Here is a 581-nt window from a genome sequence, read left to right as displayed (position 1 = left end):
CCCGGGAAGATCGCGAACTTGGCGTTGCGGGCGCCCAGATACTCGTTCCGGCCGCCCTCCTTGCGTGCGCCCTGGCCGGAGTCCTTGGACTCCCTCACGTCCTTCATGCCGATGTGCGAGAGCAGGCCGGCGAGCAGCGAGACATGGATGCTCTGGTCGGCCGCGTCCTCCTCGTTGAGCCGGATGCCCATCTGCTTGGCGACCGTGCGGAGCTGGCTGTGGATGTCCTGCCACTCGCGGATGCGCAGGAAGTTCAGGTACTCCTGCTTGCACATGCGGCGGAAGGACGACGATCCCCGCTCCTTCTGCTGCTCCCGGATGTACCGCCACAGGTTCAGGTACGCGAGGAAGTCGCTCGTCTCGTCCTTGAAGCGGGCGTGCTGCTGGTCGGCCTGGGTCTGCTTGTCGGCGGGGCGCTCGCGCGGGTCCTGGATGGAGAGCGCGGCGGCGATGACCATGACCTCATGGACGCAGCCGTTCCGGTCGGCCTCCAGGACCATACGGGCCAGGCGCGGGTCGACGGGGAGCTGGGCGAGCTTGCGGCCGGTCTCCGTGAGGCGCTTCCGCGGGTCTTTCTGGGC

General features: G+C 68.2%; 1 pseudogene. It reads right to left on the bottom strand.

Going from position 1 to position 581, the window contains the following annotated elements:
- Window positions 1-581, bottom strand: a pseudogene (locus DSY14_RS28020) (ATP-dependent helicase); the annotation flags it as partial.

The organism is Nocardiopsis sp. MG754419, assembly GCF_018207095.1.
Taxonomy (GTDB): Bacteria; Actinomycetota; Actinomycetes; order Streptosporangiales; family Streptosporangiaceae; genus Nocardiopsis.
The sequence above is the reverse complement of the archived record's forward strand: the minus strand, read 5'-3'. Positions and strand labels throughout refer to the sequence as shown.